Genomic DNA, 22458 nt, shown 5'->3' with positions numbered 1-22458 from the left:
TCGCAAGACATTTCACAGGATCGTCCTGTGACCGCTGAATCCGCCTTCGGGCGGAACCGGGGACCCACGTCCTTTGGGGTGAATCGGCACTTCGGTGCCGTAGGGCAGCTTCCACGTCCGAACCCGTCAGCTAACCCGGTAAGCGGCATGGAAGCAAGGAGTCAATGCCCTCGATGGCCACGCACCGTCCCATCCGTGCCCCGAAGATCACCTACGCCCACGCCGCGCTCGGCGCGGCCATCCTCGCCTCCGCCATCGGCGCCCACGCCACCGCCGCCGCCGCCGACAGCGCCGGCCCGGCCGCCGCGGCCGGGCACTCGGCCGTCGCGCCACAGGCCGCCGCCCAGACCCGCAAGGCGGAGGAGACCCAGGTCAACGTCACCGCCCAGCAGGTCCTGGCGTTGGCCAAGGCCCAGGTCGGCACCTCCGAGAACGCCTACGGCGGCGGCACCAAGTTCCAGAAGTGGTACGCCGACTCCAAGCGCGCCGCCGAGACCATCGCCCGCGACGGCGGCACCCGCGCCATGTACCTGAACGCCCCCTGGTGCTCGATCTTCGTCTCCTGGGTCGGCGAGCAGACCGGCGCCCGCCCGCAGGTCGGCTGGGACGCCTGGACCGTGGCCCACGCCAAGTGGTTCGCCGCCAACGACCGCTGGGGAGCCGAGGCCAGGCCCGGCGCGGTGGTCTTCTTCTCCTGGGGCGGCAGCAAGAGCCTGGACGCCATCCAGCACGTCGGCTTCGTCGTCAAGGACAACGGCGACGGCACGATCTCCACGATCGAGGGCAACACCGGCAACGGCAAGGTCGAGGAGCGCGTCCGTCCTAAGTCGCAGGTCGTCGGCTACGGATACCCGCAGTACGCGAGCTGACCTCCGCCCGCTCCGAGCGCGCGTCCCGCACGAGGGACGCGCGCTCGCCGCGTCTCAGGGCCGGACCGCCGCCAGCGAGTAGAGGATCGGCAGGTGCGAGTCCCCGAACGGGAACCGGTACCGGCCGTCCGCGCCCTCGGGCAGCAGGCCGCGCGGGTCGAGGTCGGTCTCGACGTGCTCGCCCAGCTCGGCCACCGTGAACCCGGCCCGCGCCGCCGCCGTGACGATCTCGCCCACCGAGTACGGGTACTCCACCGCCTCGTGGGTCCCGATCACCACCGCGGCGTCGGCGTACGTGCCGGTCACCGTCTCCCGGTGGGCCTGGCCGCCGCCGTAGGGCCAGTCGGCCACCAGCGGGTCGAGCGAGGCCACCGTCTGGTAGGCCGGATGCAGGTCGACCAGCACCAGCCGCCCGCCGGGCCGCAGCGCCATGGCCGCGCCGCGCATCCAGGCGTCCAGGTCGCCGATCCAGCACAACACGCCGTACGTGGCCACCGCCACGTCGAAGCCGCCGGCCAGCTCCGCCGGCAGCCGCTGCGTGTCGGCCTCCACGAACGTGGCCGCCAGCCCGGCCCTGGCCGCCAGGTCGCGGGCGCGCGCGACCGCCACCGGGGAGAAGTCGACGCCGGTCACCCGCGCTCCGAGACGCGCCCAGCTCAGCGTGTCCAGGCCGAAGTGGCACTGCAGGTGGAGCAGGTCCCGGCCGGCGACGTCGCCGGCCAGGCGGCGTTCGAGCGGGTAGAGGGTCTGCCGGCCGGCGAGGAAGGCGTCGACGTCGTAGAACCGGTCGGCCGAGGTGGAGCCGTGGACGCGGGCGCGCTCGTCCCACAGGGCCCGGTTGGGGACGGGGGCGTCTGGTGCGGGTTGGGGCATGGGGCGAGGATGGCACATCGGCCATCCGCCCGCACGACCGGTACGGTGCCCTGGAAGCGGACGGTCCGCGCCCGCGTGTCGATCCGGCCGGCGCCCGTTCGACGCTTCGGCGAGGCCGGCTCCGCCCGGGGGCCGCGGAGGGAAGGGACGGCAGGATGAAATTCATGATCGTCGGCAAGGCCAACGGGGAGACCGAGGCCGGGGCGCTGCCCAGCCAGGAGCTCGTCGACAACATGCACGCCTACAACGAGGCGCTGGCCAAGGCGGGGGTGCTGCTGGCCGCCGAAGGGCTCTACCCGAGCTCGCAAGGCGCGCAGATCGCCTACAGCGGCGGCCGGGCCACGGTGATCGACGGCCCGTTCGCCGAGGCCAAGGAGCTGATCGCGGGGTTCTGGCTGATCCAGGTGAAGTCCAGGGAGGAGGCTCTGGAATGGGCCATGCGCGTGCCCGTCCCCGAGGGCTATGACGGGATCGGCCTGGACGTGTGGCGGGTGTACGACGCCTCCGACGCGCCCGACGCGGCCTCCTCCGACCCGGCGGAGGTCGAGCGGGAGAGGGCCATGCGCCGGCGTCTGGGCGGGCGGGAGAGCTGACCTCGGCTTGCGGACCCCGGACGGTGCTGGTGTCATGAGCCGGTGATGGCTTCCGACACCCACCGGGCGATCGAGGCGGTCTGGCGGATCGAGGCGCCCCGGCTCATCGCCGGCCTGGCCGGGCTGGTCCGCGACGTCGGCCTGGCCGAGGAGCTGGCCCAGGACGCACTGGTCGCGGCCCTGGAGCAGTGGCCGGAATCGGGCGTGCCACGCAACCCGGGCGCCTGGCTGATGACGGTGTCCAAGCGCCGCGCCGTCGACCTGATCCGCAGGAACGAGCGGATGTCCCGCAACCTGGCCGAGCTGGGCCACCGGCTGGAGACCGCCGGGGAGCCGCCCGAGCCCGACGAGATCGAGGACGACCTGCTGCGGCTGGTCTTCACCGCCTGCCATCCGGCGCTGTCGATGGAGGCCCGGGTGGCCCTGACGCTGCGGGTGCTCGGCGGCCTGAGCACCGACGAGATCGCCCGCGCGTTCATGGTGCCCGAACCGACCGCCGCCCAGCGGATCGTGCGGGCCAAGCGCACCCTGGCCGACCGGAAGGTCCCGTTCGAGGTGCCGCAGGGCGCCGAGCTGGCCGGACGCCTGTCGTCCGTGCTGGAGGTCATCTACCTGATCTTCAACGAGGGGTACTCGGCGACCGCGGGCGACGACTGGATGCGGCCCGGCCTGTGCGAGGACGCGCTGCGGCTGGGCCGGGTGCTGGCCGGGCTGATGCCCGCCGAACCCGAGGTGCACGGGCTGGTCGCGCTCATGGAGATCCAGGCGTCCAGGGCGGCGGCCCGGGTGGGGCCGTCCGGGGAGCCGGTGCTGCTGCTGGAACAGGACCGCACCCGGTGGGACCGGCTGCTCATCGGCCGCGGGCTGGCGGCCCTGGCCCGAGCCGAGAGCCTGACCGAGGAACGGGCCGCGAGCCTGGCCGAGAAGCGAACCAAGGGCCTGGCCGAGGAGCGTGCGGAGAGCTTGGCCGAGGAACGGGCCGAGGAGCGGGTGGGCGCGGCGGGGCCGTACACGCTGCAGGCCGCGATCGCGGCCTGCCACGCCCGCGCGTTCGACCCCGGCGACACCGACTGGGTGCGCATCGCGAGCCTGTACGAGTCGCTGGCCCGGCTGGCCCGCTCCCCCGTCGTCGAGCTCAACCGCGCGGTGGCGCTGTCGATGGCCTACGGCCCGGCGGTGGGCCTCGACCTGCTCGACCAGATCGTGGACGAGCCGGCGCTCAAGGGTTACCACTTGCTGCCGAGCGTCCGCGGCGACCTGCTGTTCCGGCTGGGCCGGCGCGGCGAGGCGCGGGCCGAGTTCGAACGGGCGGCCTCGATGACCCGCAACTCCCGCGAGCGCGCCCTGCTCCACGAACGCGCCGCCGCCTGCTGAGGCCCGCATCAGGCTGAGGCCGGACGCTGTGGCGGGCACTCTGCCGACCGCCGTGCCAACCGCTGGGCCTACCGCTGGGCCGGGCCCTTACAGACCGCGCGAATAGGGCTTGGGGCGGAGGGCGCAAGTGGCTACGTGCCTCGGCTGTCGATCATCATCGTGACCAGGCTGGACCTATGCTGAGCCAATGACCGACAACGGCGCCCCCACGAGAAGCTCGGGCGCTGAAGAGCCTGGCGTTGACGCGAAACTGCCCGCGACCGTGCGTATCGCCGGGGTTGTGTTGAGAAGGATGGAGAGCCCTCCATCGCTGGCCTGCTGGACCGGTTACTTCCCGGAGCCGACAGGCGCGGTCGAGACCGGGATGAGTCTGGTGATCGAGCCAGCCGCCCCGCCAGAAGAGGCCACCCTCCATTTCGCTCACGACGTCGTGAGCCACTTCGATGTGTTCGTCGACCGAGCTTTGGAGTACTGCCGCACCCGACTCCGGGAATCGCACTTCGAACTCACCACTGAGGAACTGAGCTGGCTCGACCTTCCGGAGTTGCCACTGGCAGTTCCCGAAGCAACCGTGTGGGCCGACCGAACCTGGGCAATCCGTTTCACGGAGAGCAGGCTCCGAATGGCGGACCCCTACGGAATCCTCGTGACGTTCAACGGAAGGCAGCCTGTCGCCGTCGAGGGCCTCGACGACGAGCAATGAACCGCTCGACGCGCCATCGGGCGTGTGTTCACGGGTGGCGGTTGGGTCGGTTGTCCCAGCGGTGCGTTGTCCAGGCCCGGCGGATCAGGCCGCGTAAGAACGCGTCAATGACCGTCGCGTGGTGTTCGTGGCAGCGGGCGAGGCGCTGGAAGGCGTTCTGCCAGGCATGGGTACGCTCCACATGCCACCTGTCGCTTGCCTTGACCGGTGCCTTCTCGCCTTGTGCGCGATCCGGCCGCCCAGGCCACGTTCGGCAAGCAGGGGGCGGGTCTTGTCGGAGTCGCAGCCGGCGTCCAGGTGCACGGTGATGTCGTCGGGCAGGGGCCGGAGGTCGTCCAGCAGGTCCAGTGGTGCGGATCGTCGTAGCCGCGAATGGCCCGGGTGGAACTCCGGCCGCATCGGCAACAGGGCCGCGAACTGCTCCCACAACGGTTCGGTCTGCCAGGGCGGCAGAACAGGCACAAGTCTCCCCAACGATCACACAATGGTGCCACTCCATGATCGCCAGGACTCGTACCCGCTCTGCCACCAGTCTCCCCAACCGCCCCCATCCGCGCAGCCACTCAGCCGGACGCCGCCGACGCTGCGCCGGACGCCGCGGGCGGGCCCCGGGTCAAGGCGTTGGAACGTGCCAGCCGACCGTCACGCTCCGTGACAGCCATACCTGACCGGGAGCAAGCTCGGAGGGTCCGGGCGACATGCCCTTGATGCGGCACGAAAGATGTCTCTTGAGGTGGGAGCGCTCCCAAACAGCCCTTCACACCCTTCATCCCCTTAAATCCCGATTCTGGGTGGCAAAACGCACGATTGGTAACGGTTCCGTTTCGGCGGATTGACGGACACAGCCGGTAAGTGCACCCTTTGTGGGAGCGCTCCCAAACACTCCCACCGCGGCGGAGCGCGTGCCGCGGTGCACCTCCCATCAGTCACCCGAGAAGGGGTCCCTCATGATGATCAGCAAGCGTCGCGGTCTGGCCGCGGCCTCAGCCCTGGCCGCGGCGGCGCTGACCGTCGCGTCGTGCGGCAGCGGCGACACGCCGGCCGCCGGCAACAGCCCCGCCTCCTCCGCGGCGGCGGCCGAGCCCGTCACCATCCGGGTGCAGACCTTCGGCGGTGGCTCCAACTTCGGCTACAAGAACGCCATCGAGAAGTGGAACGCCGAGCACAAGGACATCCAGATCAAGGAAGAGCACCTGACCGACCAGTTCGAGCAGCAGTACTGGCCCCAGATGATCCAGTGGCTGCAGTCCGGCAACGGGGCGGGCGACGTCGTCGGCATCGACGAGGGCGGCATGGGCCTGGCCAAGGCGCACCCCGAGTGGTGGGCCGACCTGAAGGAGTACGGCCTTGAGGGCCGCAAGGCCGACTACCCCGCCTGGAAGTGGGAGAACGGCGTGACGGCCGACGGCAAGATCTTCGGCCTCGGCACCGACATCGGCGGCATGAGCCTGTGCTACCGCACGGACCTGTTCAAGAAGGCCGGGCTGCCCACGGACCGCGAGAAGGTCGCCGCCCTGTGGCCGACGTGGGACGACTTCATGAAGGTCGGCCAGCAGTTCCAGGCGAAGGTGAAGGACACCAAGTTCACCGACGGCACCAACACGCTCTACAACGTGGTGCTGTACCAGGAGGCGGCCAAGAACGGCAACGTCGCCTACTTCGACAAGGACAACAACCTCATCGTCGACAAGAACCCGGCGGTGAAGGCGGGCTTCGACTTCGCCTCCAAGCTCAGCCAGTCCGGCCTGACGGCCAAGCTGCGCAACTTCACCGACGAGTGGGCGGCGGGCACCCAGAAGGGCGCCTTCGCCACGGTCGGCTGCCCGTCCTGGATGCTCGGCGTGGTCTCGGGCAACGCCGGCGACGGCATGAAGGGCAAGTGGGACGTCGCCTCGGTGCCCGGCGGCGGCGGCAACTGGGGCGGCTCGTGGGTGGCCGTGCCCAAGCAGTCCAAGCACCCGAAGGAGGCCGCGCAGGTCGCCGACTACCTGACCAGCGCGCAGACCGAGGCGAGCATCTTCACCGACTTCGGCAACATGCCGAGCAACAGCAAGGCCCAGGCCGACGCCGCCGTGCAGGGCGCGAAGAACGAGTTCTTCAGCGACGCCCCGATCGGTGAGATCTTCGCCAAGTCCGCGGAGAGCCTGCAGCCGGTCTTCCTCGGGGTGAAGCACGCGCAGGTCAAGAACGCGGTCGAGTCGGTCATCCAGGGCATGGACGACGGCTCGGTGGCCTACGACAAGGCCTGGCAGCAGCTGGTCGACGACGCGGTGAAGGCCGCGGGCTGATCTTCCCCCGCCCGGTCCGCCGCCGGCGGGCCGGGCTTGCCGCTGAAAGGTCTGTTATGAGCCTCGACACCCTTCCGCGGGCGGCGCGGAACCACCATCGCCGCGATCGCCCGCCCGGCCGCCTCTGGCGTTCTCGACTCGACGTCAAGGCCATGCCGTACGCCCTGGTGTCCCCGTACTTCCTGCTGTTCGCCGCCTTCGGGCTGTTCCCGCTGGCCTTCACGCTCTACTACTCGCTCTACGACTACGACCTGGCCGGCGACACCAAGTGGGCCGGGCTGGGCAACTACGCCGCGCTGCTGGCCGACGAGGACTTCTGGAACGCCGTCACCAACACCGTCGGCATCTTCCTGCTGGCCACGATCCCGCAGATGCTGATGGCCCTGTTCCTGGCCAACGCGCTGAACAAGAAGCTGCGCTGGCGCCTGCCGATCCGCATGAGCGTGCTGCTGCCGCTGGTCACCTCGGTGGTCGCGGTCGCGGTGGTGTTCACCCAGCTGTTCGCGCGTGACTGGGGCCTGGTCAACTGGGTCCTGGGCTGGTTCGGCGGGGACAAGATCAACTGGCGGGCCGAGCGCTTCCCGTCCTGGCTGGCCATCGCCGCGATGGTCGACTGGCGCTGGACGGGCTACAACGCCATCATCTTCCTGGCCGGCATGCAGACGATCCCCAAGGACCTGTACGAGGCCGCCGCCATCGACGGCGCGTCCCGGCGGCGCCAGTTCTGGCAGATCACGCTGCCGATGCTGCGCCCGACCATGATCTTCGTGGTGCTCAACTCCACGATCGGCGGCCTGACGCTGTTCTCCGAGCCGACCACCTTCTACAACGGCAACGTGGACGGCGGCTCGCAGGGCCAGTTCCAGACGGTGGCGATGTTCGTCGTCAAGCAGGGCTTCCGCGAGTTCGACTACGGCTACGCCGCGGCGGCCGCCTGGCTGCTGTTCCTGCTGATCCTCATCGGCGCGGCCGTCAACTTCCTGTTCGTCCGGCGGATCGGAGGCGCCAAGTGACCGGCTGGAAACCGACCGTCATGACGCGGGTCATGCTCGGGGTGGCGATCTTCCTGTCGGCGTTCCCGCTGTACTGGATGCTCGTCATCGCCTCGCGCACGAACTCCGACGCCGTGTCGGTGCCGCCGAAGTTCCTGCCCGGCGGCAACCTCGGCGAGAACATCGTCGCGGTGCTGGAGAACGAGGACGCGCACTTCCTGCTCGGCCTGACCAACTCCTTCTTCAGCGCGGCGATCGTCACCGTGTCCGTGGTGATCATCTCCACCCTGGCCGGGTTCGCCTTCGCCAGCCTGCGGTTCAAGGGCCGCAACATCCTGCTGCTGCTCGTGCTGCTGACGATGGCGGTGCCGCTGCAGCAGATGGGCGTGGTCCCGCTCTACCGCATGATGGTGAGCCTGGAGTGGACCGGCACCCTGAAGGCCATCATCCTGCCGTACCTGCTCAACGGGTTCGGCGTGTTCCTGATGACCCAGTACACGCGCCAGGCCGTGCCGAACGAACTGGTCGAGGCGGCCAGGGTGGACGGCGCGGCGACGCTGCGGATCTGGTGGAACGTCGTGCTGCCGGCCGTGCGTCCGGGCATGGCGGTGCTCGGCATCAACACCTTCATGCTCATGTGGAACGACTACATGTGGCCGCTGATCGTGCTGACGCCGGACAACCCGACCGTGCAGATCGCCATCAACTCGCTCAACGCGCGCTACTCGACCAGCTACTCGCTGATCTTCGCGGGTACCGCGCTGTCCATCATTCCGCTCATCGCGGTATTCGTCGCATTCGGCCGCCAGATCGTCGGCGGACTCATGGAAGGTGCGGTCAAGGCGTGACGACACAAGAGGAACAGATTCGTCCCGGGCTGCGCTTCCCTCCCGGTTTCGCGTTCGGCGCGGCCACCTCGGCGTACCAGATCGAGGGCGCGGTCACCGAGGACGGACGCGGCCCGTCCATCTGGGACACCTTCACCAAGACCCCGGGGCGGGTGCTCAACGGGCACCACGGGGACGTGGCCATGGACCACTACCACCGCTACCGCCAGGACGTCGCCATCATGGCGGACCTGGGCCTGACGGCCTACCGCTTCTCGGTGTCGTGGCCGCGGATCCAGCCGACCGGCTCGGGCGCGGTCAACCAGAAGGGCCTGGACTTCTACAAGCGGCTCACGGACGAGCTCCGGAACAACGGCATCGACCCGTGGCTGACCCTCTACCACTGGGACCTGCCGCAGGAGCTGGAGGACAAGGGCGGCTGGCCCAACCGCGACACGGCCTACCGCTTCGCCGAGTACGCCGCGATCGTGCACGAGGCGCTGAAGGACCACGTCCACACCTTCAGCACGGTCAACGAGCCGTGGTGCGCCGCGTTCCTCGGCTACGCCTCGGGCGAGCACGCCCCTGGCCGGCGTGAGCCGCGCAACGCGATCAGGGGCGCGCATCACCTCAACCTGGCCCACGGCCTGGCCGTCCAGGCGATGGACGCGCGCCGCGCCGGCGGCTGCGTCAACCTGTACGCGATCTCCCCCGAGACCGGCAGCGAGGCCGACCTGGACGCGGCCCGCCGCATCGACGGCCTGCAGAACCGGTTCTTCCTGGACGCGCTGCTGACCGGCCGCTACCCCGAGGACGTCCTGAACGACATCCCGATCGACGACGACCTCGTGCGGCCGGGCGACATGAAGACCATCAACGCGCCGATCGACGTGCTGCTGGTCAACTACTACAGCCGCTTCACGGTCTCCGGCGCGCCCGGCGGCAGGGCGTCGGCGGCGGCGGCCCCCACGGACACGGCCTCGCCGTGGGTGGGCAGCGAGCACGTCTCGTTCGTCAACGGCGGCCGGCCGGTCACCGCGATGGGCTGGGAGATCGACGAGGACGGCCTGGTGGAGGTGCTCACCCGGGTGGCGCGGGACTACCCGCCGATCCCGATGGTGGTCTCCGAGAACGGCGCCGCCTTCGACGACGTGCTGGCCGACGGCCGCATCCACGACGCGCAGCGGCAGGCGTACGTGGAGGCGCACCTCGGCGCGTGCCGGCAGGCGATCGACGCGGGCGTGCCCCTGCAGGGTTATTTCGCCTGGTCGCTGATGGACAACTTCGAATGGGCCTGGGGCTACGGCAAGCGTTTCGGCCTGGTCCACGTCGACTTCGACACCCAGGAGCGGCTGCTGAAGGACAGCGCGCACTGGTACTCGGAGATCATCCGGCAGAATAGGCGACATGAACCGACCGACTCTTGAGGCAGTCGCGGCTCGGGCCGGTGTGGGCCGGGGCACGGTGTCGAGAGTCATCAACGGCTCGCCGAACGTCAGCGCCAAGGCCCGCGAGGCCGTCGAGCTGGCCATCCGCGAGCTGGGCTACGTGCCCAACAGGGCGGCGCGCGCCCTCGTCACGCGCCGCACGGACACGGTCGCCCTGGTGGTGTCGGAGTCCCAGTTCCGGGTCTTCGACGAGCCGTACTTCGCCGGCACCATCCGCGGCATCGGCTCGGCGCTGGCCGAGACCGGGCTGCAGCTGATCCTGGCGATGGCGCGCTCCCCCGAGGAGCACGAGCGGCTGGAGACCTACCTGACGGGGCAGCACGTCGACGGCGTGCTGCTGCTGTCGCTGCACGGCGCCGACCCGCTGCCGGGCAGGCTGGAGGAGATGGGCGTGCCGACCGTGCTCGGCGGCAGGCCCGTCGGCCTCGATCCCTACAGCTTCGTGGACATGGACAACCGGGCGGGGGCCCGGCAGGCGGTCAAACACCTGCTGGGCCTCGGCCGGGGCGCGATCGCCACGATCGCCGGCCCCCAGGACATGGGCGTGGGCGTCGACCGTCTGGCCGGCTACCGCGACGCTCTGCTGCCCTCGGGGCTGCCGGAGATCGTGGCCTTCGGCGACTTCTCCGAGGAGAGCGGCGCCACCGCCATGCAGGAGCTGCTGGAGAGCCATCCCGATCTCGACGCCGTCTTCGCCGCCTCCGACCCGATGGCCCTGGGCGCGATGCGCGTGCTCAAGGCCGCGGGCAAGGCCATCCCGGGCGACGTCGCCGTGATCGGCTTCGACGACTCCAAGGCCGCGCTGCACGCCGATCCGCCGCTGACCACCGTCCACCAGCCCACGGAGGCCATGGGCCGCCAGATGGCCCAGCTCCTCGTGGCCCGCATCAACGGCGAGGAGCTGCGCCAGCCCGTGGTGATCCTCGACACGCACCTGGTACGCCGAGAGTCTGCCTGACCAGGCGTTATCCTGGCCCGGCTCGCTCGCACGCCCGACGAAAGGACCTTCTCCCGTGCCCCAGCTCGAAGGCGGCGGCTACACCGCGCAGATCAGCTCGCGCGGCGCCGCGCTCAGAACGCTCCGGCACGGCGGGCGCGACCTGGTGACGACCTGGCCCGAGCAGGGCCCGGTCCCCTACTTCGCGGGCACCGTCCTGGCCCCCTGGCCCAACCGGGTGGGCGGCGCCCGCTACGCCTTCCAGGGCCGCTCGCACCGGCTTGAGGTGACCGAGCCCGACCGCGGTCACGCGCTGCACGGCCTGGTCGCCGTCGTCGACTGGAAGGTGGCCGAGGCCGGGGCCGATCGGGCGCGCCTGACGTACGAGCTGGCCGAGGCGCCCGGTTACCCGTTCACGCTGGCGCTGTCGGCCGAGCACCGGCTCGACGCGGGCGGCCTGACCACGACGGTCACGGCCCGCAACACCGGCGAGGCCGACGCCCCCTACGGCTGCGGGCCCCACCCGTGGCTGCTGGGTGAGGAGCTGGAGCTGCCCGCCGCCCGCTACCTGACGACCGACGACCGGCTGCTGCCGGCCGGCCTGGCCGACGTCGCCGGCACCCCGTACGACTTCAGGAAGCCGCGCCCGGTCGGCGACACCGTGATCGACCACGCCTTCACCGGGCTCGACCGCGGCGAGGTGCGGGTCGGCGGGGTGCGGCTCGCCTGGGACCCGGCGGTGCTGCCCTGGGTGCAGGTCTGCACGAGCCGGCAGCTCGGCTACGAGGGCGTCGCGGTCGAGCCGATGACCTGCCCGCCCGACGCCTTCAACTCCGGCACCGACCTGGTCGTACTGCGGCCGGGCGACGAACACGTGGCGAGCTGGACGATCAGCGTCGCCTGAACCCGGAAGGGGCCTCGCGTGGACAGCAGGACCAAGCGCCGCTTATCGCCCGCCGAGCTCGACGCGCTGGCCAGACGGGCCGTGGGGGCCGGTGTCTTCACGGCCGTCGAGCTGACCGACGGCTACGCCAACGCCGTGTGGCGGCTGACCCTGGAGGACGGCCGCGAGGTGGTGCTCAAGCTCTCCCCCTCGCCCGACCTTGACCAGCTCAGCTACGAGCGCAACCTGCTGCGCATGGAGGCCGCCGCCTACGAGCTGGCCGCCGCGGCGGGCGTGCCGATGGCCGAGCTGCTGGTGGCCGGGTTCGACGACCCGGTGCTCGGCGGCGACTACCTGATGCTGACCGCGCTCGACGGCGTCTCCTGGAACGACGTCAAGCCCGAGGGCGAGCAGGCGCTGCGCCGGGAGCTCGGCCGCCATCTGGCCGCCTTCAACGCGGTGACCGGCGAGGTGTTCGGCTACCCGCACGCCGGGATCGTCGGCTCGACCTGGCGGGAGGCGTTCCTGGCCATGGCGGGCGCGCTGCTGGCCGACACCGAGCGCTACCCGGCGCCGCTGCCCCGCCCGGCCGCCGAGATCATGGCGGTCTTCGAGCGGGCCGCGCCGGTGCTGGACGAGGTGACCACGCCGTGCCTGGTGCACTTCGACGTGTGGGCCGGGAACGTGTTCCTCGACCTGACCGGCGAGCCGCGCATCCAGGCGATCATCGACCACGAGCGGGCGTTCTGGGGCGACCCGATCGCCGAGTTCGTCACCCCGACGATCTTCGACGAGCTGCGCGAGGACGACCCGCTGCTGGCCGGCTACCGCGAGGTGACGCCGCTGGAGCTGACCTCCTCGGCGCGCGTCCGGCTGGATCTGTACCGCGCCTACCTCTACCTGATCCTGCTGGTGGAGAACGGACCCCGGCAGTACCCGGAGTCCGAGTACGCCAGGGTCCGCGATCTGGCCGTCAGCTCACTGACGGACGTCCTGGACCGCCTCGTACGGCTTCCCCTTGACGCCCGCTGACAGCTTGCCGCACTGACCGCCGCCCGCGCCGTTCACCTGGTTCGGCACGCCGAGGTCGGCCGGCCCGGGGGTGTTGCCGGTGCAGGCGAGCGCGCCCTTGACCGTGACGCCCGACAGGATCGGCGCGGTGTTGCCGGTGAGCACGGCCGCGCCGCGCAGCTCGGCGCCCACGACCGTGAGCCGGCCCGCGCCGGTGACGCTGAGCGCGCCGTCCACGCGCGTCCTGATCAGGTGCACGGCGGCGGGCCCGGCGGCGGTGAGCGTGCCGCTGATCCGGCCGCCGTCGGTCACCAGCGAGGCGCCGGCCTTGACCGTGACCGGGCCGGTGACCTCGGCGTCCTTAAGGCAGGTGACGCCGTCGGCCACGGTGAGCGGGCCCCGGTGCGCGCCGGTGACCGTGCGGTCGCAGGCGGGCGGCGGGGCGATGGTGGTGACGGTGAAGCTCTTGGCCTGCCCGTAGTTGCCGGCGGCGTCGATCGAGCGGTACTCGACGGTGTGCCGGCCGCGCGGCAGCTTGCCGTAGACCAGGGAGTCGATGACGGTGCCCTGCTCGGTGAACGTCCAGGGCAGCTCGGAGGAGGTGGGCCAGCCGAAGTAGTTGAACCAGCCGTCGCCGTCCACCCGGGACTCCGAGACCACGTAGCCGTCGCGGTCGTCGTCGCCGGTGAGCTTCATCGTGAACGGGCCGTTGTAGACGTAGGTGTCGCCGGAGCGGGCGAGCGGCTCGGACAGCTCGTACCCGGTGGTGGGCGCGGCGGCGTCGACCTGCCAGGTCAGCGTGGTGGCGCCGAGGGTGGCGGTGAGGGTGTGGGAGCCGGGCGCCAGGTCGGCCGCGCCCAGGTCGAACTCGGTGCCGGTGCCCGCCGGCCGGCCGTCCAGCGCCCAGGCGACGGCGGGGACGGACGCCGCCGGGTGGGTGGTCTCGACGTACACGACGGCCTCGCGCCCGGCCGGGCGGTCCGTCGGCGTGGACGACACGACGGCGGCCTGGACGCCGTCGGGCGGCGTGGTGAGCGTGGTGTCCACCGTCCAGGTGCGGGTCCGGCTCATGGCGGTCCGGATCGCCGGGTCCCGGACGAACTCCGTGGGGTCGGCGACCGTGGCCGTGACCGTGTGCGTGCCCGCGGCCAGGCCCAGCGTGCGCAGGTCGAGGACGTCGGCGTCGCCGGGCAGGTTCTTGCCGTCCACGGCCCAGGTGGTGGTCAGCGAGTGCCCGGCCGGGCGCATCGGCTCGACCCAGAGCACCCGGTCGGCCCCGACGGGCGCGGCGGTGGGCGTGGAGTCCTGGATCAGCGTGGTCTTGGCGGTGATGCGCTGGGTCATGACCTCGCGGCTGACCTGGTCGAAGTAGTAGCCGAGGGTCTTCATCATGGAGTGCCTGCTCGGCCGCCACACGCCGCTCGTGTAGTACAGGCCGCCCTCGTAGCGGGCGATCGGGCCGCCGGACTCGCTGTCCTCGCCCAGCCACCGCCACCACTTCCGGCGCTGGTCGAGCATCTGCTGCTCGGTCAGCAGGCTGTGGTGCGCGCTGGAGGGCTCGGAGCCGCCGTAGGTCCCGCCGGGGACGCCGCGCTGGTAGTAGTCGTACTCGTCCTGCAGGCCGCCCAGGGAGTGGCCGAGCTCGTGCGGGCTGATCAGGGCGGACATGGAGTTGCTGCCCGAGGCGGTGGCGTAGCTGCCGCCCGCGCCGCCGTAGGTGCCGCTGTTGGCCAGGGCGAGGATCTGCCGGTTGCCCGACGTCGTCCCGGTGACCAGGTTCGCGAACCGGGTGGCGGCGGAGTTGTCCATGGTGATCAGTCGCTGCACGCTGCCGGGGTTGCAGCCGCCCCAGAAGCCCATGCTCAGCGGGGTGGTACGGCGGGGCGCGTCCAGGCCGGGGTCGCAGCTCACGCCGGACTCGCCCGAGACGATGTCGATCCGGTAGACGTTGATGTAGTCGCGGTAGGTCTTGAACGGCTCGATCGACCACATCACGTTGAGGTGCCGGTCCACGTCGGCCCGGAACTTCGCCTGCTCGGCCTCGGTGTAGCCGTCGCCCATGACGATCAGGTTGAACCGCTTGGCCGGGGCGCCGGTGACCTGGACCGGCACGACCGTGGCCGCGCCGGGCCCGTCGGCGGCCGCCGACGCATGGGCGGATGGGACATGTAGGACGGCGGCGGCCAGTACCAGGGCCGCGAATCTACGCATGTCATGCACTATCGGCCCGATGGATCCGGCAGTCTCATCCCATAAGGGCATAACTCCGGAGTGATAGCTTCTGCGGGATGCAGCTCGAACTGAGACATCTCAGGACGCTGCGCGCCATCGCCGACCACGGCAGTGTGACCAGGGCCGCGGCGGCGCTCGGCGTCTCCCAGCCCGCGCTCACCGCCCAGCTCGGCCGGATCGAGCGCCTGCTCGGCGGGGCGGTCTTCACCCGCGACCACCGCGGCGTGGCGGCCACCGCGTTCGGGGAGTTCGTGCTGGCCAGGGCGCGGGTGGTGCTCGCCGGGGTGGACGACCTGCTGGCGGCGGGGCCGTACGAGCTGGCCGGGCAGGCGATCCGGGTGGGCGGCTTCGAGAACCCCGTCGTGGTGCCCCTCGTCGCGAACCTGGCGGGCGCGCTGCCCGAGGCCCGGATCACGCTGCAGACCGAGCACTACGTCCGGGTGCTGGTGGACATGGTGGCCAACGGGCGGCTCGACGTGGCGCTGGTGGCCGACTACCCCGACCACGAGCTGCGGCTCGGCCCGGCCATGGGGATGGGCGTGGTGGCGGTCGAGCCGGTGTTCGTGGCGCTGCCCGCCGCCCATCCGCTGGCCGGGCGTGCCGAGGTGGAGCTGGCCGAGCTGGCGGGCGAGCCGTGGGTGCTGCCGCCGCCCGACGGGATGGGCTGGCCGGAGCACCTGCTGGAGGCGTGCCGGCGGGCCGGGTTCACGCCGCGCGGGCGGTACCAGCTCGTGGAGGCCGGGGTGCGGCGGGAGCTGATCGCGGCCGGGCACGCGGTGTCGGCCTGCCAGGCGCTCTACGACCCGGGCGAGCGGGTGTCGGTGCTGCCGCTGCGCGGGAACCCGCTGTGGATGCGTCAGGTGCTCATCTGGCGGTCGTCGTTCGCCGCGCACGCGCCGGCGCTGCTGGAGAGCGCCCGGGCGGCCCATGCCGCCGTGGCGGCCCGCAGCCCGGTCTACACCGCCTGGACCGCCCGCTACGGCCGCCCGCCCCTGCCCTCCTGACCCCACCCCCTCCCACCGCCCCTCCGGCACGTCGGAGGGGCGCGGGGGCTTGCTCATTTCCGGGGACGTGACACAATCTCATTGGGTGATGAATTATGACTTGTGTGATAGCCGGAGGCGGTCCCGCCGGGGCCGTGCTCGGACTGCTGCTGGCCAGGGCCGGCGTCGAGGTCACGCTGCTGGAGAAGCACGCCGACTTCCTGCGTGACTTCCGCGGCGACACGATCCACCCCTCCACCCTGCGCGTGCTGGCCGAGCTCGGCCTGGCGGAGGACTTCCTGAAGCTGCCCCACCGCAAGGCCCACGAGCTGCGGCTGGTGACCGACACCGGCGACATCAGGCTCGCCAGCCTGCGCGGCCTGCCGGGCGGCTACGACTACATCGCGTTCGTGCCCCAGTGGGACTTCCTCAAGCTGGTCACCACGGCCGCGAGCGCGTACCCGAACTTCCGGCTGCTGATGAACGCCGAGGGCCACGACCTGATCCGCGAGGGCGGGGCCGTGCGCGGGGTGCGTTACCGCGACCCGTCCGGCGAGCACGAGCTGCGGGCCACGCTGACCGTGGCGGCCGACGGGCGGCACTCGGCGCTGCGCGCCCGCGCCGGCCTGGTCCCGCAGGACCTGCACGCGCCGATGGACGTGGTCTGGTTCCGCCTGCCCCGGCACGACGACGACCCCGACGACACGTTCCTGCGCATCTCCAGCGGCCACATGATGGTCGCCATCAACCGGGAGACCTACTGGCAGCTCGCCTACCTGATCCCCAAGGGCGGCTTCGGGCGGCTGACCGGGCAGGGCATCGACGCCCTCAGGCGCCCGGTGGCCACGCTGCTGCCGTACCTGGCCGACCGGGTCGGGCAGATCGAGGGCTTCGACGACGTCAGCGTGCTCACGGTCGCGCTCAACCGGCTGCGCCGCTGGCACCGCCCGGGGTTCCTGTGCATCGGGGACGCCGCGCACGCCATGTCGCCGGTGTTCGGGGTGGGCATCAACCTGGCCGTCCAGGACGCGGTGGCCGCCGCCAACCTGCTGGCCGCGCCGCTCGCCGCGGGCCTGCCGATCCCGGAGTCCGTCCTGCACCGGCTGCAACGACGGCGCATGCTGCCCACGCGGGTCACCCAGGCGGCCCAGCGCCTGGTGCAGAACCAGGTGATCACGCCGGCGCTGGGGCGGCGGTTCGACGCGTCCAGGATGCCGCGTGACCTCACCAGAATTCCGCTGTTCAACCGGCTGCCGCGGCGTTTCATCGGCCTCGGGGTGCTGCCTGAGCATGTGAAGTCTCCCGAAAGCTGATAAATGCATTCTCACAACGTGGACAAGAGGGTCGGTGGGGCCGGGTCAGTGGAATACCCTCGTATCTCGTGAGCAGCAATCTCGTGGATCTCGATTCCTGGCGAGCCCTCCCCGCGGCCCAGCAGCCCGACTGGCCCGATCGCGGTGAGCTCGACAAGGTCGTCGCCGAGCTCGGCGGCCTGCCCCCGCTCGTCTTCGCCGGCGAGTGCGACCAGCTCAAGAGGCAGCTGGCGGCCGTCTCGCGCGGAGAGGCGTTCGTCCTGCAGGGCGGCGACTGCGCCGAGACCTTCTCCGGCGCGACCGCCGACAACGTGCGCAACAAGCTCAAGACGTTGCTGCAGATGGCGATCGTGCTGACCTACGCGGCGAAGGTGCCGGTCGTGAAGATCGGCCGGGTGGCGGGCCAGTTCGCCAAGCCGCGGTCGAAGGGCACCGAGATCCGCGACGGCGTGGAGCTGCCGGCCTACCGGGGCGACATGGTCAACGGGTTCGAGTTCACCCCCGAGTCGCGCGAGCCCGACCCGTGGCGGCTGCTCAAGGCGTACCACTCCTCGGCGGTGACGCTCAACCTGGCGCGCGCCTTCACCAAGGGCGGCTACGCCGACCTGCGCCAGGTGCACGCCTGGAACCAGGACTTCGTGGCCGAGTCGCCCGCCGGGCGCCGCTACGAGCAGCTGGCCCGCGAGATCGACCAGGCGCTGGCCTTCATGCGGGCCTGCGGGGCCGAGCCCGAGGAGTTCCACACGGTCGAGTTCTACTCCTCCCACGAGGCGCTCATCCTCGACTACGACCGGGCGCTCACCCGCATCGACTCGCGCACCGGCCTGCCCTACGACGTCTCGGCGCACATGGTCTGGATCGGCGAGCGCACCCGTCAGCTCGACGGCGCGCACGTCGACTTCTTCGCCGGCATCCGCAACCCGATCGGCGTCAAGCTCGGGCCGACGACCTCGCCGGAGGAGGCGCTCGCGCTGATCGAGAAGCTCAACCCGGACAACGAGCCCGGCCGGCTCACGTTCATCACCCGGATGGGCGCGTCCAAGATCCGCGAGCACCTGCCCACCCTGGTCAAGGAGGTCACGGCCGCCGGCGCCCAGGTGGCCTGGATCTGCGACCCGATGCACGGCAACACCTTCGAGGCGCCGAGCGGGCACAAGACGCGCCACTTCGACGACGTGCTCGACGAGGTGGCCGGGTTCTTCGAGGTCCACCGCGCGCTCGGCACCCACCCGGGCGGCATCCACATCGAGTTCACCGGCGACGACGTCACCGAGTGCGTGGGCGGCGGCCACGAGATCGTCGAGGGCGACCTCGGCACCCGCTACGAGACGGCCTGCGACCCGCGGCTCAACCGCGGCCAGTCCCTCGACCTCGCCTTCCGCGTGGCCGAGCTGTACCGCGGCTGAGCCGGTTCCGCGCGGCGCGTGTTCGTGACGCGCCGCGCGGACAACCGAACCGAATTCCAGTGCGGGCGTGGTCGGCGAGGCTATGATCACCCGAAGGACCGAAATTTCGGGAGAAATCGTGGACAGTGCCCCCGAGGGGGTCGACCCCAACGTCCCCAACGTCGCGCGGATGTACGACTACTACCTCGACGGCAAGGACAACTTCGCGGCCGACCGCGCCGCGGCGGAGCAGATCCTCAAGGTGTTCCCCAACACCAAGGAGGCCGCCCGCGCCAACCGGGCGTTCCTGCAGCGGGCCGTGCGGCATCTGGTGGACTCGGGCGTACGGCAGATCGTCGACCTGGGCGCCGGGCTGCCGACCCAGGGCAACACGCACGAGATCGCGCCCGAGGCCCGCGTGGTCTACGTCGACTACGACTCGGTGGTGTGCGTCCACGGCCGGGCGCTGCTGGCCCGTACGGACAACGTCGACATCCTGCAGGCCGACATCCGCGAGGTGGACACCCTGCTGGACAAGTTGGGCGCGCTGGTCGACTTCGACCAGCCGGTGGCCTTCCTCATGCTGGCGATCCTGCACTTCATCCCCGACGAGCAGGCTCACCCCATCGTGGCCCGGCTGCGCGAGGTCAGCGCCCCCGGCAGTCACCTGGTGATCAGCCATGCCATCGACGCCAGGCCCGACACCACCCCGCAGGCGCTGGAGGTCTACAACCAGGCCACGGCCGCGCTGAGCCTGCGGACCGACAAGGAGATCCTGACCTTCTTCGAGGGCTACGAGCTGGCCGACCCCGGCCTGGTCTTCCCCCAGGACTGGCGTCCCACCGAGCCGCCCGCCCTGACGAACGGCACCGACGTCGGCTACGTCGGCGTCGCCCGCAAGCCCTGACGCACACCCGGATCGCGGCCCCCGGTGAGGGCCGCGATGAGGGGCCCGGTGAGGGGCGCGGTCAGGGCAGGGCCGCCAGGAGCTGCCGCACCCGGGCCGTCGGCGGCCCGGCCGGCACGGCGAGGTAGGTGCGCACCTCGGGCTCGTCCAGGCCGGCGTAGGCCACGCCGCGGATCGGCGGCAGCTCGTCGAAGACCGGGTAGAACAGCGTCCACGACGGCGGGCCCGAGGCCAGGTCGATGAGCGTGTCGTGCAGGCCGGTGAAGGCCGGGCCGCGCGGCGGGTCCACGCCCGCCCGCGCCAGGGCCCCGGTGACCAGGTCGTGGAAGGGCGGGTTGCGCTCGCGGGGGGCGAGCCGTACGGGCAGGTCGCCCAGCTGGGCGAGGCTGAGCGTGCCGGAGCCGGCCAGCGGATGGGCGGCGGGCAGGGCCACGACCAGCGGCTCGGTCCAGGCGGGGAAGAACTCCAGGCCGGGCGCGGCGTCCACCAGACGCACCAGCGCGGCGTCCAGGTCGCCGGAGCGCACCGCCGCCAGCCGCTCGGCCAGCCCCTGTTTGGCGAGCCGGACCCGCAGGCCGGGGTCGAGCCGGTCGAGCATCGGGTACAGGCGGGTGCCGGGCGCGGCGGACACGCCGAGCCGCAGGGTGGCCTCGGCCAGATGGCCGGTGACCGCGCGGCGGGCCCGTTCGGCCGCGGCGAGCACCTCGCGGGCCTCGGGCAGCAGCCGCTCCCCCGCCTCAGTCAGCCGCACGTGCCGGGTCGACCGGTCGAACAGGCGGGCGCCCAGCTCGCGTTCCAGCCTGCTCACCTGCTGGCTGACCGCGGGCTGCACGATGTGCAGCCGCTCGGCGGCCCGGCCGAAACCGCCCTCGTCGGCGACGGCGACGAAGTAGGCGAGCTGCCGCAGCTCCACTGTGTCTCCATTCATCATGATCGGTGATGACTGTCCAGGAGAACGTCTCCTGGTTCGCCCGCTCTTCCCGCGATGGACTGGCCGGCATGAACGGGAGTGGATCGATCGGGATCAGGCTGGGCGCGCTCTTCGGCCCGGCCGTGTTCGGCGTCACGGCGGCCGGGGTCGCCCTGCCGGACGTCGCCGCCGCACTGGGGGCGCGTCCTGGCGCGGTGGTGTGGGTGCTGACCGCGCACGCGCTGGCGCTGGGCATCGGGACGGCGCTGTTCGGGCGTCTGTCGGACGCGTGGGGGGTGCGCCGCACGCTGCTGCTCGGCTCGGCGGTGCTGGCGCTCGGGGCGCTGGCCTGCCTGGTGGCGCCGTCGCTGGGCGCGCTCGTGGCGGCGCGGGCGGTGCTGGCGGCCGGGTCGGGCGCGCTGTCGGCGGTCGCGCTGAACCTGGCGGCGACGGCCGAGCCGGAGCGCCGTCAGGCGGTGCTGGCCTGGTTCGGCAGCGCGATGGCGGTGTTCTCGGCGGGCGCGACGCTGGCCGGCGGGCTGGTCACCCAGGCGTTGTCGTGGCGGCTCACGCTCGCGCTGCCCGCGCTGGCGCTGGTGGCGGTGCCGTTCTGCCTGCCGGTGGCGCGGCGGGCGGGGTCGGGCGGCCGGGTGGACGTCGTGGGCGCGGGCCTGCTGGCGGCGGGCGTGTCGGCGTTCCTCGTGCTCGTCCAGTCGGCCAACCTGGGGCTGACCTGGCCGGTCGCGGCGCTGGCCGGGGTGGTGGCGGTGCTCGCGGGGGCCGCGCTGGTCCGGCGCACCCGTACGGTCGCGGGCGGGTTCGTCCCGCGAGACCTGCCGGCCGACCGCGTCTTCCGCGGGGCCGCCCTGATCGGCGTCGGCGTGTACGGCGGCCTGTTCGCCACCATGTGGGCCGCCCCGCAGCTCCTGGCCGGGGTGCACGGGTGGAGCGTGCCGGCGATCGGCGCCTGGCTGCTACCGGGCGCGCTGGTGGGCGTGGTGCTGGCCAGGATCGCGGGCACCCGGTCGTGGCTGCTGCCCGCGGTGGCCGCGGCGTTCGCGCTCTGCCTGGTCGCGGCGGGGCTCGCCGGAGCGCTCATCGGCGGGCCGGGTGGGCACGGCGGGCCGGCGGGGTGGGCCGCGGTGCTGCTGGTGGTGGCCGCCTCGCTCGGGTTCCCGGCGTTCTCGCTGGCCCAGGTGGTGATCACGGCCCGGATGTCGGCGAGCTTCCCGGTGGAGCGGCGCGGCGGCGCGATGGGCCTGCTGAACCTGACGTTCTTCGTCGGCGGCGGGATCGGGCTGGGCGTGGCGGGTGCGTTGTCACGCCTGGCCGGGCTGCCCGGCACGCTCGTGGTGATCGCGCTGTTCCCGCTGGCCGCCGCCCTGGCGCGGGCCGGGCGACGCGAAGGCCCCGCCGTGCCGGCGGGGCCCGCCGGGGTCAGTTCTGCTCGGCGTTCTTCAGCTCCTCGCTGAGCTCGGCCCGGATCGCGTCCATGTCGAGGGCGCGGACCTGGCGGATGAGGTCCTCCAGGGCCGGGGCCGGGATCGCGCCGGCCTGGGCGAAGACCACGATGCCGTCGCGGATGGCCATCAGCGTGGGGATCGAGGTGATGTCGAAGCCCTGGGCGAGCGCCTGCTCGGCGTCGGTGTCGATCTTGCCGAAGGTGATGTCGTCGTGCTTGTCGGAGGCCGCTTCGAAGATCGGCCCGAACTTCTTGCACGGCGGGCACCACGTCGCCCAGAAGTCGAGCAGCACGATGCCCTTGTCGGCGATGTCGTTGAAGTTCTTCTCTGTTACTTCGATGGTCGCCACAAGTGGCTCCTCGCTCTTCGGTGAAATTGCAACCGTGTCAACCACGTACCCCCCACCAGCATTCCATGCTCTGAGGGCCCGCAACCCCGCTGCGGCGGGCGATCCGGGACGCCGGAAG

At 71.8% G+C, this 22458-nt stretch carries 20 protein-coding genes, 1 pseudogene and 1 riboswitch; of the genes and pseudogenes, 16 read left to right on the top strand and 5 right to left on the bottom strand.

The window, feature by feature from the left end; all coding sequences use genetic code 11:
* The first annotated feature begins 22 nt into the window (after positions 1 to 22).
* A riboswitch (cyclic di-AMP (ydaO/yuaA leader) is annotated at positions 23 to 160 on the top strand.
* A 13-nt stretch (positions 161 to 173) separates the two neighbouring features.
* The gene (locus ACIBK9_RS41135) at positions 174 to 869 is read left to right on the top strand and encodes a CHAP domain-containing protein (RefSeq protein WP_397164307.1); all 696 of its coding nucleotides are present in this window, start codon (positions 174 to 176) and stop codon (positions 867 to 869) included.
* Positions 870 to 923: 54 nt separating this feature from the next.
* On the opposite strand, the gene ACIBK9_RS41130 is transcribed toward ACIBK9_RS41135, so the two are convergent.
* The gene (locus ACIBK9_RS41130) at positions 924 to 1742 is read right to left on the bottom strand and encodes a class I SAM-dependent methyltransferase (protein ID WP_397164306.1); all 819 of its coding nucleotides are present in this window, start codon (positions 1740 to 1742) and stop codon (positions 924 to 926) included.
* A 155-nt stretch (positions 1743 to 1897) separates the two neighbouring features.
* On the opposite strand from ACIBK9_RS41130, the gene ACIBK9_RS41125 reads away from it, so the two are divergent.
* The 3 genes from ACIBK9_RS41125 (at position 1898) to ACIBK9_RS41115 (ending at position 4412) form a co-directional block, all read left to right on the top strand.
* On the top strand, positions 1898 to 2335 hold the full coding sequence (locus ACIBK9_RS41125; protein ID WP_352351707.1) for a YciI family protein: 438 nt from the start codon (positions 1898 to 1900) through the stop codon (positions 2333 to 2335).
* Positions 2336 to 2380: 45 nt separating this feature from the next.
* Positions 2381 to 3709, top strand: a complete 1329-nt coding sequence (locus ACIBK9_RS41120) for an RNA polymerase sigma factor (protein WP_397164304.1) — start codon at positions 2381 to 2383, stop codon at positions 3707 to 3709.
* Between the two features lie 187 nt (positions 3710 to 3896).
* The gene (locus ACIBK9_RS41115) at positions 3897 to 4412 is read left to right on the top strand and encodes a hypothetical protein (protein WP_397164302.1); all 516 of its coding nucleotides are present in this window, start codon (positions 3897 to 3899) and stop codon (positions 4410 to 4412) included.
* Positions 4413 to 4440: 28 nt separating this feature from the next.
* Here the strand turns inward: ACIBK9_RS41115 and ACIBK9_RS41110 are convergent.
* Positions 4441 to 4760 (bottom strand): annotated as a pseudogene (locus tag ACIBK9_RS41110) (IS5/IS1182 family transposase); the annotation flags it as partial.
* Between the two features lie 599 nt (positions 4761 to 5359).
* Between ACIBK9_RS41110 and ACIBK9_RS41105 the strand changes: the two are divergent.
* The 7 genes from ACIBK9_RS41105 to ACIBK9_RS41075 are packed head-to-tail and all read left to right on the top strand — an operon-like array spanning position 5360 to position 12819.
* A complete protein-coding gene (locus tag ACIBK9_RS41105; protein WP_358293029.1) occupies positions 5360 to 6700 on the top strand; it encodes an extracellular solute-binding protein in 1341 nt (446 codons plus the stop codon).
* Positions 6701 to 6756: 56 nt separating this feature from the next.
* Positions 6757 to 7713, top strand: a complete 957-nt coding sequence (locus ACIBK9_RS41100) for a sugar ABC transporter permease (protein WP_358293031.1) — start codon at positions 6757 to 6759, stop codon at positions 7711 to 7713.
* Positions 7710 to 8540, top strand: a complete 831-nt coding sequence (locus ACIBK9_RS41095; protein WP_397164300.1) for a carbohydrate ABC transporter permease — start codon at positions 7710 to 7712, stop codon at positions 8538 to 8540. Before ACIBK9_RS41100 ends, ACIBK9_RS41095 begins: the two co-directional genes overlap by 4 nt.
* The gene (locus ACIBK9_RS41090) at positions 8537 to 9946 is read left to right on the top strand and encodes a GH1 family beta-glucosidase (protein WP_397164299.1); all 1410 of its coding nucleotides are present in this window, start codon (positions 8537 to 8539) and stop codon (positions 9944 to 9946) included. The genes ACIBK9_RS41095 and ACIBK9_RS41090 overlap by 4 nt, the downstream gene beginning before the upstream one ends.
* Entirely contained in the window at positions 9927 to 10925 is a 999-nt protein-coding gene (locus ACIBK9_RS41085; protein WP_352351719.1) for a LacI family DNA-binding transcriptional regulator, read from the top strand. The genes ACIBK9_RS41090 and ACIBK9_RS41085 overlap by 20 nt, the downstream gene beginning before the upstream one ends.
* A 55-nt stretch (positions 10926 to 10980) precedes the next feature.
* Positions 10981 to 11808: an aldose 1-epimerase family protein gene (locus tag ACIBK9_RS41080; RefSeq protein WP_397164297.1), complete on the top strand. Its 828-nt coding sequence runs from the start codon at positions 10981 to 10983 to the stop codon at positions 11806 to 11808.
* 18 nt (positions 11809 to 11826) lie between these two features.
* Positions 11827 to 12819: an aminoglycoside phosphotransferase family protein gene (locus tag ACIBK9_RS41075; protein WP_358293041.1), complete on the top strand. Its 993-nt coding sequence runs from the start codon at positions 11827 to 11829 to the stop codon at positions 12817 to 12819.
* Here ACIBK9_RS41075 and ACIBK9_RS41070 read toward each other — a convergent pair.
* Positions 12766 to 15009 (bottom strand): M64 family metallopeptidase, encoded by a 2244-nt coding sequence (locus tag ACIBK9_RS41070; RefSeq protein WP_397164295.1) that lies wholly within the window; start codon positions 15007 to 15009, stop codon positions 12766 to 12768. The two genes, ACIBK9_RS41075 and ACIBK9_RS41070, sit on opposite strands and share 54 nt — an antisense overlap.
* Before the next feature lie 77 nt (positions 15010 to 15086).
* On the opposite strand from ACIBK9_RS41070, the gene ACIBK9_RS41065 reads away from it, so the two are divergent.
* The 4 genes from ACIBK9_RS41065 (at position 15087) to ACIBK9_RS41050 (ending at position 19618) form a co-directional block, all read left to right on the top strand.
* On the top strand, positions 15087 to 16034 hold the full coding sequence (locus tag ACIBK9_RS41065) for a LysR substrate-binding domain-containing protein (protein WP_387645042.1): 948 nt from the start codon (positions 15087 to 15089) through the stop codon (positions 16032 to 16034).
* 95 nt (positions 16035 to 16129) lie between these two features.
* Entirely contained in the window at positions 16130 to 17326 is a 1197-nt protein-coding gene (locus ACIBK9_RS41060) for an FAD-dependent oxidoreductase (protein WP_397164293.1), read from the top strand.
* 68 nt (positions 17327 to 17394) lie between these two features.
* Complete coding sequence (locus ACIBK9_RS41055; protein WP_352351730.1) at positions 17395 to 18732, top strand: class II 3-deoxy-7-phosphoheptulonate synthase; 1338 nt, start codon at positions 17395 to 17397, stop codon at positions 18730 to 18732.
* Between the two features lie 118 nt (positions 18733 to 18850).
* Positions 18851 to 19618, top strand: a complete 768-nt coding sequence (locus ACIBK9_RS41050) for an SAM-dependent methyltransferase (protein WP_397164291.1) — start codon at positions 18851 to 18853, stop codon at positions 19616 to 19618.
* A gap of 61 nt (positions 19619 to 19679) precedes the next feature.
* On the opposite strand, the gene ACIBK9_RS41045 is transcribed toward ACIBK9_RS41050, so the two are convergent.
* Positions 19680 to 20531: a LysR family transcriptional regulator gene (locus ACIBK9_RS41045; RefSeq protein WP_397164289.1), complete on the bottom strand. Its 852-nt coding sequence runs from the start codon at positions 20529 to 20531 to the stop codon at positions 19680 to 19682.
* Between the two features lie 26 nt (positions 20532 to 20557).
* Here ACIBK9_RS41045 and ACIBK9_RS41040 point away from each other — a divergent pair, with 26 nt between their 5' ends.
* The gene (locus ACIBK9_RS41040; RefSeq protein ID WP_397164287.1) at positions 20558 to 22000 is read left to right on the top strand and encodes an MFS transporter; all 1443 of its coding nucleotides are present in this window, start codon (positions 20558 to 20560) and stop codon (positions 21998 to 22000) included.
* Here the strand turns inward: ACIBK9_RS41040 and ACIBK9_RS41035 are convergent.
* The gene (locus tag ACIBK9_RS41035; protein WP_352351738.1) at positions 21966 to 22340 is read right to left on the bottom strand and encodes a thioredoxin family protein; all 375 of its coding nucleotides are present in this window, start codon (positions 22338 to 22340) and stop codon (positions 21966 to 21968) included. The genes ACIBK9_RS41040 and ACIBK9_RS41035 overlap by 35 nt on opposite strands.
* Positions 22341 to 22458 lie beyond the last annotated feature (118 nt).

Origin of the sequence: Nonomuraea sp. NPDC050227 (genome assembly GCF_044459705.1) — a bacterium.
In the GTDB taxonomy this organism is placed as follows: Bacteria; Actinomycetota; Actinomycetes; order Streptosporangiales; family Streptosporangiaceae; genus Nonomuraea.
The sequence above is the reverse complement of the archived record's forward strand: the minus strand, read 5'-3'. Positions and strand labels throughout refer to the sequence as shown.